Origin of the sequence: uncultured Flavonifractor sp. (assembly GCF_944387675.1) — a bacterium.
Lineage (GTDB): Bacteria > Bacillota > Clostridia > Oscillospirales > Oscillospiraceae > Flavonifractor.
The window spans coordinates 23,449-30,673 of the sequence record NZ_CALXFV010000014.1; the positions used below are offsets into that span (position 1 = coordinate 23,449).

At 66.0% G+C, this 7,225-nt stretch carries 8 protein-coding genes and 1 pseudogene; 2 read left to right on the top strand and 7 right to left on the bottom strand.

Annotation, left to right across the window (positions count from 1 at the left end):
* Nucleotides 1-24: 24 nt before the first annotated feature.
* The 6 genes from Q0J74_RS02740 to Q0J74_RS02765 all read right to left on the bottom strand — a co-directional run bounded on the left by Q0J74_RS02740 (nt 25) and on the right by Q0J74_RS02765 (nt 4,653).
* Complete coding sequence (locus Q0J74_RS02740; RefSeq protein ID WP_297210243.1) at nt 25-1,215, bottom strand: hypothetical protein; 1,191 nt, start codon at nt 1,213-1,215, stop codon at nt 25-27.
* On the bottom strand, nt 1,205-1,687 hold the full coding sequence (locus tag Q0J74_RS02745) for an RNA polymerase sigma factor (protein ID WP_297210246.1): 483 nt from the start codon (nt 1,685-1,687) through the stop codon (nt 1,205-1,207). The genes Q0J74_RS02740 and Q0J74_RS02745 overlap by 11 nt, the downstream gene beginning before the upstream one ends.
* Before the next feature lie 149 nt (nt 1,688-1,836).
* A complete protein-coding gene (locus Q0J74_RS02750) occupies nt 1,837-2,592 on the bottom strand; it encodes an XdhC family protein (protein WP_297210248.1) in 756 nt (251 codons plus the stop codon).
* Nucleotides 2,580-3,383 carry a selenium-dependent molybdenum cofactor biosynthesis protein YqeB gene (gene yqeB / locus Q0J74_RS02755; RefSeq protein ID WP_297210251.1) on the bottom strand — a complete coding sequence of 268 codons (804 nt, stop codon included), beginning with the start codon at nt 3,381-3,383 and terminating at the stop codon, nt 2,580-2,582. The genes Q0J74_RS02750 and yqeB overlap by 13 nt, the downstream gene beginning before the upstream one ends.
* Nucleotides 3,371-4,087 (bottom strand): selenium cofactor biosynthesis protein YqeC, encoded by a 717-nt coding sequence (yqeC, locus tag Q0J74_RS02760; protein ID WP_297210254.1) that lies wholly within the window; start codon nt 4,085-4,087, stop codon nt 3,371-3,373. Before yqeC ends, yqeB begins: the two co-directional genes overlap by 13 nt.
* 2 nt (nt 4,088-4,089) lie before the next feature.
* Nucleotides 4,090-4,653: a manganese efflux pump MntP gene (locus Q0J74_RS02765; RefSeq protein ID WP_297210257.1), complete on the bottom strand. Its 564-nt coding sequence runs from the start codon at nt 4,651-4,653 to the stop codon at nt 4,090-4,092.
* A 104-nt stretch (nt 4,654-4,757) separates the two neighbouring features.
* On the opposite strand from Q0J74_RS02765, the gene Q0J74_RS02770 reads away from it, so the two are divergent.
* Together Q0J74_RS02770 and Q0J74_RS02775 are read left to right on the top strand one after the other, a co-directional pair.
* Nucleotides 4,758-5,204 (top strand): nucleoside deaminase, encoded by a 447-nt coding sequence (locus tag Q0J74_RS02770; protein WP_297210260.1) that lies wholly within the window; start codon nt 4,758-4,760, stop codon nt 5,202-5,204.
* Nucleotides 5,205-5,583: 379 nt separating this feature from the next.
* Nucleotides 5,584-6,831 (top strand): MBL fold metallo-hydrolase, encoded by a 1,248-nt coding sequence (locus tag Q0J74_RS02775; RefSeq protein ID WP_297210263.1) that lies wholly within the window; start codon nt 5,584-5,586, stop codon nt 6,829-6,831.
* Nucleotides 6,832-7,072: 241 nt separating this feature from the next.
* Here Q0J74_RS02775 and Q0J74_RS02780 read toward each other — a convergent pair.
* A pseudogene (locus Q0J74_RS02780) lies at nt 7,073-7,225 on the bottom strand (ABC transporter permease); the annotation flags it as partial.

The window sequence follows — 7,225 nt, forward strand, 5'->3', positions numbered from 1 at the left end:
GCCAAGTGCCGCCCGGGGGTTCCGCTATGTCAGGGGGAAGGTCTCACCCAGAAGGGTGACCGAGGCGATGCTTTCCGGCTCCACCGGAGTTTCAAAGCGCCAGAGGGCTGTCCCCACTTCGCCCCGGTTCCAGCCGGAAAATTCCCCCCAGGCGGGGACTTCCCCTGCTGATGTTTCCGCCTGTAGGTCTCCGGCGGTGAGGACACCCGTCCTCCCTGTATAGACAACCACCGCCCCCAGGGGAGAAATCTGCACCCGGGTTACGGTGATACCAGGGCGGTTCAGTACAAACTCCGGTCCGGTGCTCCGGGTTTCGGCGGCTGCGCTGTCCAGGGTAAGGGTCCAATTCCCCTCAATAGATTCCAGGGGGCCGGTATAGCTGGTGACCAGCCAAATTTTTTCCACCTGATCCCAATTTTCTTGGGTAATTGCCTCCAGCCGCAGGTTCTGTCCGTCGGACAGGTGAGACACCTGCTCAGCCTCGTTGACCCAGGTGGTACCGTCGGAGAACGTTACGAAGGCGGTGGAGCGGGCGGACATGCCATATCCCTGGTCCAGCTTTACCCGCAGGTGAAAGTTGTCTTCCCCGTCGAAGCCCATGCTGGTGGAAAACCCCGGCAGTTCCCCATACGTCCGTACGTTTTCCAGGTCGTCCGTCAAATTTGGCTCCAAAGAGACCTGATAACTGTTGGGTGTCAGCCTGCCGCCGGACAGGGTAAGCGTCTCCCCCGCCAGGTCCATAACCTCCAGTTCCAGCAGCAGGGTTTCGGTCTCTCTGTCAAAAGCCACCGCCGTTCCGCCCCAGCTTCCGGCCCCTTCCAGGTCAAAATTTACAGCAGTGTGTTCATCCAGGCGTCCCCCTACTCTGTCGTGGGCGGTGAAGTAAAACCGGGCAGTCGTCCCGTCGGACAGCACCCCAATTACCTCCAGTGCCACCCCGGCACTGGTGCTGCTGCCGGTGAGGGGGGTCAGCCAGGCCCTGAAGGGTCCCAGGTGCTCCGCTAGAACAGCGCGGAGGCCGGGTCCCACCGCCACCGCCGTCATCGCCAGGGCAACGCACAGCGCCAGGGCCGCCAGGACCCGACGGCGGCCTGGACGGCGGAAGGCTGCGGCAGCCTGGGCCACCTCCAGCGCATCGGTCAAGCGGTCCAGTTGGGTCCGAGTAGGACCCACAGCCTCCAGCGCCCGACGGATGTCTGTTTCATTAATGCTCATAGGTTCCCTCCTCAGTCAGCATATCCCGCAGCAGTCCCCTAGCCCGGAAAAGCCAGGTGCGGACGGTGGCCTCCTTCTTCCCCAGAATGGCCGCTACCTCCGCCGTGGTGTACCCCTCACAGTAGTGGAGACACACTGGAATCCGGTACTTCTCCGGCAGGGCCATCACCGCCGTCAAAACCTCGCCGTGCTCCGGCGGAGGGGTCTGGGCAATCTCCTCCTCTAGAGGCAGCTCATACCGCCAGGGGCGTCGGTGCAGGCTGTTAGCGCAGTTGGCCGCCGCGCGGAGGAGCCAGGCGCGCAGGTGTTCCTCTCCGTTCAGCTCCGGAGCCCGGCGGAGCAGGCGAAGAAAGGTCTCCTGCATCACGTCCTCCGCATCCTCCCGGCTGCCTGTCCGGGCGTAGGCCAAGCGGTACACCGCCGGGGCGTGGCGGCCCACCAGCTCCTCCAGCTCCTGCCTGGTATAGGCCATGGTCCTCCCTCCTCTCTCTGTCTATTACACCCTGGAGCAGGCCCGTTTGTTTCGCCCCGGACAAAAAATTCCGCCGGAATCCGGCGGAATTTTTTGAGGCTGTGGAAAAAGTGGCGGAACCACTTTTCCACAGCCTCAGGCCCTCCGTGTTACTGTTTCCGCAGCTGGAAATCCACCTTCACCCGGCCGCCGCACACCATGCCCAGCTCCGCCGCGGCGTGGGACAGGTCGTACTCCCGCTGGCTCCCGGCCACTCCCGCCTGCCACAGGGACAGGGCATCCAGCCTGGCCTGGTACTCCACCGCCCCGCCGCCGATGGTGCCGACACAGCTGCCGTCGGGCCGCACCAGCATCCAGGTTCCCACTCCCCGGGGGGCGGAGCCGTGCTTCTCCACAATGGTACACAGCACCCCCGGTCCCTCCGGGGGCCTTGCGGCGTCGGGACCCAGCCTGGCCCGCTCGGCCACCAGCTGGGCGGCGATGGACACGGCGATCTCCGCCGGGGTCTGCCCCCCCAATTTCAGGCCGATGGGGGCGTATATCCCGTCCAGAATTTCCCGGGAAATCCCCTCCGCCTCCAGGGCCTGGCGGACGGCGGCCACCTTGTTCCTGCTGCCGATCATGCCCACGTAGGCGTACCTGCCCCGGAGGATGTGCTCCAGACACTCCTTGTCAAAGGCGTGGCCCCGGGTGAGGATGGCGTAGTAGTCGTCCGCCCGGCTGCCCAGGCTGTCCAGGGCCTGCAAAAAGGGCTGGCACAGCACCTGGCTGGCCATGGGAAAGCGCCGGGTGTTGGCAAACTCCGCCCGGTCATCCACCACAACCAGCTCAAACTCCAGCCGCTGGGCGATGTGGGCCAGCTCCAGGGACACGTGGCCCCCGCCGCATAAAATCAGCCGTTCCACACTCCCGCCCTCCTTCCGAAATACAGCAGTCCCTCCAGCACTCCGCCGCCGATGGCCCGGGCCTTGTCGGAGACGGTAAAACAGTTGTGGACCGCGCACCGGGGGTCGATATCCCCCGCCTTCATGCCCTCGGTCACCCAAATTCCGGCGGGGAGCATCCCCCGGACAATGCCGGTGAGCTGGGCGGCGGCGGGAACTCCGTTGACTCGGGCCACTACCTCCCCCAGCGCCACCTGCTGGCCGATGGCAGCCACCGGCTCAAAGGGTCCGTCGGCGGGGGCGCGGATGAGCCGCTCTCTGGTGTATCCCCCCACGTTCCCCGGCACGCCGGTATTGGGGGCGGCTGGTCCCGCCAGGATCAGCCGTCCCAGGTCGTGGCCCCGCTGGGTTTCAATGACCCCGTGGCAGTCCGCCCCGGCGGTGAAGCCGGGACCCAGGGCCAGTACAACGGGGGCGTCGGTGATGGCCGTACCCAGGTTGCGCTTGGCCAGAATGGCGTCCACCACCGCATCAAAGGGCAGCTGCTTCAAAATCCGGGCCTCCGGGTCGGCCAGCACGGGGATCTCGCCCGCCGCCAGGATGGTCTGCGCCTCCGTCTCATCGGCGGCCCGCCGGGCGGTGATGCCCTCCACCTCCGTCACCCCGTCGTATATGCACTGGCAGAAGGCCACCGTCCGCCGCACCGCCGTGGGCTGGGCAATGTCGGTCATCACCACCGGAAAGCCCGCCCGGTACAGCCGCACCGCCGTGCCGGTGGCCAGATCCCCCGCCCCTTTGATCAAAACAAGCATATGCCGCCCCGCTCCTTTTCTGTATAGTGGTTCACCGCGCTGAAAATCCCCCGGCGGGCCAAATCCGCCTGGATTTCCCGGCCCCAGGCCGCCCGCTCCGGGGTGTCCGCCTTGTTCAGCAGGCAGCGGAAGGCCATCCCGTCCGTCACGTCCTTCCGCCCTCCCCAGGGGCTGGACAGCACCGCCGCCACGTCCGCCGGGGTGAGAAGGTGCTCCTCCCCCACCCCCAAAAGGGCGCACACCCGCTCCGGCCGGTGGCAGATCTCCCCCACCGGTTTGCCCAGACAGTCCAAGCCCGCCAGGGCCACCACCCCGGAGGCGCCGGAGGGAATCACCGGTTCATGGTCCGCCGGGGCCTTCAGGGGCCGCAGCCGGGCGCCGTCAGCCTCCACCAGAACCAAATCCGCCCACCGCAGGCACTCCTCCGGCCGCCCCGCCTGGGACAGCTTGTCCGGCCGGAGGAACTGGCCCAGGGTCACCGCCGGATGCTGTTCCAGCAGGGCGGGCAGCGCCTCCACAGCGTCGGTAAGGGGGAGGTTGGGATGAGGCATCATGTGGGTGGTGGTGGTGATCACCACCCGCCGGCCCGCCGCCACCCCCTCCCGGGCCAGGGCGTAGAGGGTGGAGGTCTTGCCCCCCGCCCCCACCAGGGCCACCAGCCGGTGGGTGTCCATATCCAGGTTCAGCCGTTTCCAAATTCCCATGGTCAGCCCCCCAGGGTGTGTTCCGCCAGAATTTTTACGCCGATGCCGATGAGCACTAGGCCGCCCACCAGCTCCGCCCGCTTCTGAAACAGGGCGCCCAGCCGCCGGCCCGCCAGGCCTCCCACCACCGACAGGACAAAGGCCACCACGCCGATAATGGCGGCGGAGCACAGCACATCCACCTTCATAAAGGCCATGGATACCCCCACCGCCAGGGCGTCAATGCTGGTAGCAATGGCCAGCAGGCACAGCCGCCGGGGAGACAGGTCGGCGGACGCCGCCGCCTCCTCCCCGCCCCTCAGTGCGCCCCAGGCCATCCGGCCCCCGATCAGAGCCAGCAGGCCGAAGGCCACCCAGTGGTCCACCGCCTCAATGTACCGGCTGACGCTGCTGCCCAGCAGCCAGCCCGCCAGGGGCATGGCAAACTGGAAGGCGCCGAACCACAGGCCCAGCTTCCCCGCCTGCCGCCAGCCGAAGCCCGGGATGGCGATGCCGCTGGACACCGACACAGCAAAGGCGTCCAGCGCCAGGCTCACCGCGATGAGAAAAATCTCTACCACAACCATCACCTGCGCAAACGAAAAGTTAGCCATACTTAAAAAAAGATTATAGCACACCCCATCAAAATATGCTATAACAAGATAGACAGGAATCGGGAGGAGGCGCTGCCATGACGGAGCGGGAGGCGTACATGGCCCAGGCCCTGGAGCTGGCCCGGGCGGCCATGGCCCAGGGGGAGGTGCCGGTGGGCTGCATCATTGTAAAGGACGGGGTGGTGGTAGGACGGGGCCGCAACCGGCGGGAGAGCTGCCGCACCGCCCTGGGCCACGCGGAGATTGAGGCCATTGCCATGGCCTGCCGCACCCTGGGGGGCTGGCGGCTCACCGGCTGCACCCTGTACGTCACTCTGGAGCCATGCCCCATGTGCGCCGGGGCCATTGTCAACGCCCGCATCCCGGTGGTGTGCTACGGGGCCAGGGACGACAAGGCCGGATGCTGCGGGTCGGTGCTCAACCTGTTTGAGGAGCGGTTCAACCACAGGCCCCGGGTGTACGGCGGGGTGCTGGAGGGGGCCTGCGCCGGGCTGCTTCAGAAATTTTTTGAGGGGCTGCGGTGATTTAATGGTTTTGTAACAAAACTCCCCTAGCTTTTGTAACAAACCCTTGTTACCATAATACTTGCAAGAGACGAAGCTTCTTTTCATTCTATCCTCCAATCATAGGAACAGGCAGCGGAGCGCACCGCTGCCTGTTTCCATATCCGCCCCGCCTTACAGGAAGTTTACAGAAAAAGTTTGGAATTTAAAACTTCTGTAACACATCTCCGTTTCTTCGTTAACAATTCTCCGGTATCCTAATACTTGCAAGAGACAGTTTCTTTTCATTTCATTGTATCCTCTTTCCTTCGGCAAGGGCCGGACGTCAGGAGCAGGCGTCCGGCTCTTGCCGTTTTTTTGCCGCTGTGTTATGCTGATGGCAGCGGAGGGAGGGATCCCCTTGAAGTTACAGATCAAGCGGATGCGGTTCGGGAACTGCACAGTGCTGGAGGGGCGGCGGAGCCGGCTGATTGTGGACTGCGGCGGCCGCAATCAGGCCGCCGACGGCAGTCTGTCCGCCCGAGCCTTTGCCTATGCCGCCATTGCCCCCCAGGTGGGCGACCTGCTGCCCACCCACATTCTGATCTCCCACCTCCATACCGACCACTACCGGGGCTTTCTGGAGCTGGGGCGGGACACCCCGCCTCTGTTCCGCGGCAATCCGCCGATGGCGGCGGCCTATCTGCCCTGGGTGATTTTAGGCGGGCGGGCGGTGCTGGCCGCCCCCTTTGCCCGGCTGTACCTCACCGCGCCGCCCCGTACCCTGGCCCACCAGCTGGCCCTGGGTCTGCTGGAGCTGCTGCCTGTGCTGGAGCGGGAGGCGGGCAGCCGGCAGATGCTTCAGGCGGGGGACACCATTTCCCTGGACGGGCAGCGGCTGGAGGTGCTGTGGCCTCAGGTGGAGCCAGCCCTGAACGCCCTGCCGGTATGCGGCGGCGAAGCGCGGGCGGATCAGGCCGAGGTCCGGATGGCCCGGGCCTTCTCCGCCCTTCCCCAGGGGGAGGGGCCGCTGGAGGAGGGGCAAAGGGCGCTGAGCGAGGCGCTGGAGCGCTATCTGCTCCTTCTGAATGGGGGAGCGCTGGCGGAGGCCGGGCGTCTGGCGGCGCTGGAGGCCCTGGCCCGGGCCAGAGCGGCGGCCGACCGGCTGCGAAAGGAGGTGTGGGGGGACCAGGAGCAGAGCCTTCACCCCCCCTATCCCCACGCGCTCCAGCCCCTGGCCCGCTTCGCCCGGCAGCAGTACCGCCTGCTGGCGGACACCCTCAACGCCTGCGGCCTTGTCCTCCAGTGGAAGGACAAGGTGCTTCTGCCTGGGGACGTACCCCCGGCGGTGCTGGAATACCTGGCGGCGGAGGGCAGACTCCATCCCCGCTACCAGGTGGTCCAGCTTCCCCACCACGGCACCGAGTCTCACCTCTCCCCCGCCCTGCCCCAGGCGGAGCGGTACATCATCTCCAACGGAGGCTACCGCCGCCGGCCGGTGGGGCGGCAGGTGCTGGAGGAGCTGGCCGCCGCCTGTCCGGGCTGCGCCTTTTTGTGTACCGACGCCCACACCGCCCCGGCGGAGTTCTGCCAGTACGCCCGGGCGGAAGGCCGCTGCCACCCCGCCTGCAAACCCATCACTGGAGAACAGGCAATTCTTCCGCTATAAAGCTCAGCGGCGGACGGCAAATGCCGTCCGCCGCTGTTTGTTACCGGTCCTCCCGGAAGTATGCCAGTCCCAGAGAGTTGGGCGGCTGCTTTTGCCTCCCACGGGGCAAGCCCCGCGGGGACCCCCTTTCCATTTGCGGCCGGGGAAATTGAATTCCCCCGGCCTGCGCGCCAAAGGCGCGTCCCGCCTGCGGCGGGTCCCTCCGGGAAAAGCAGCTCTCCACCACCCGGGAACATAAGCGTTACCGGTCCTCCCGGAAGTATGCCAGTCCCAGAGAGTTGGGCGGCTGCTTTTCCCGGTTGTTGCGCAGGGAGGTAAGGATCAGCACCACCACTGTGACCACATAGGGCAGGATTTTATAGAGCTCATCCGGGACAAAGGACAGGTGGAGCCG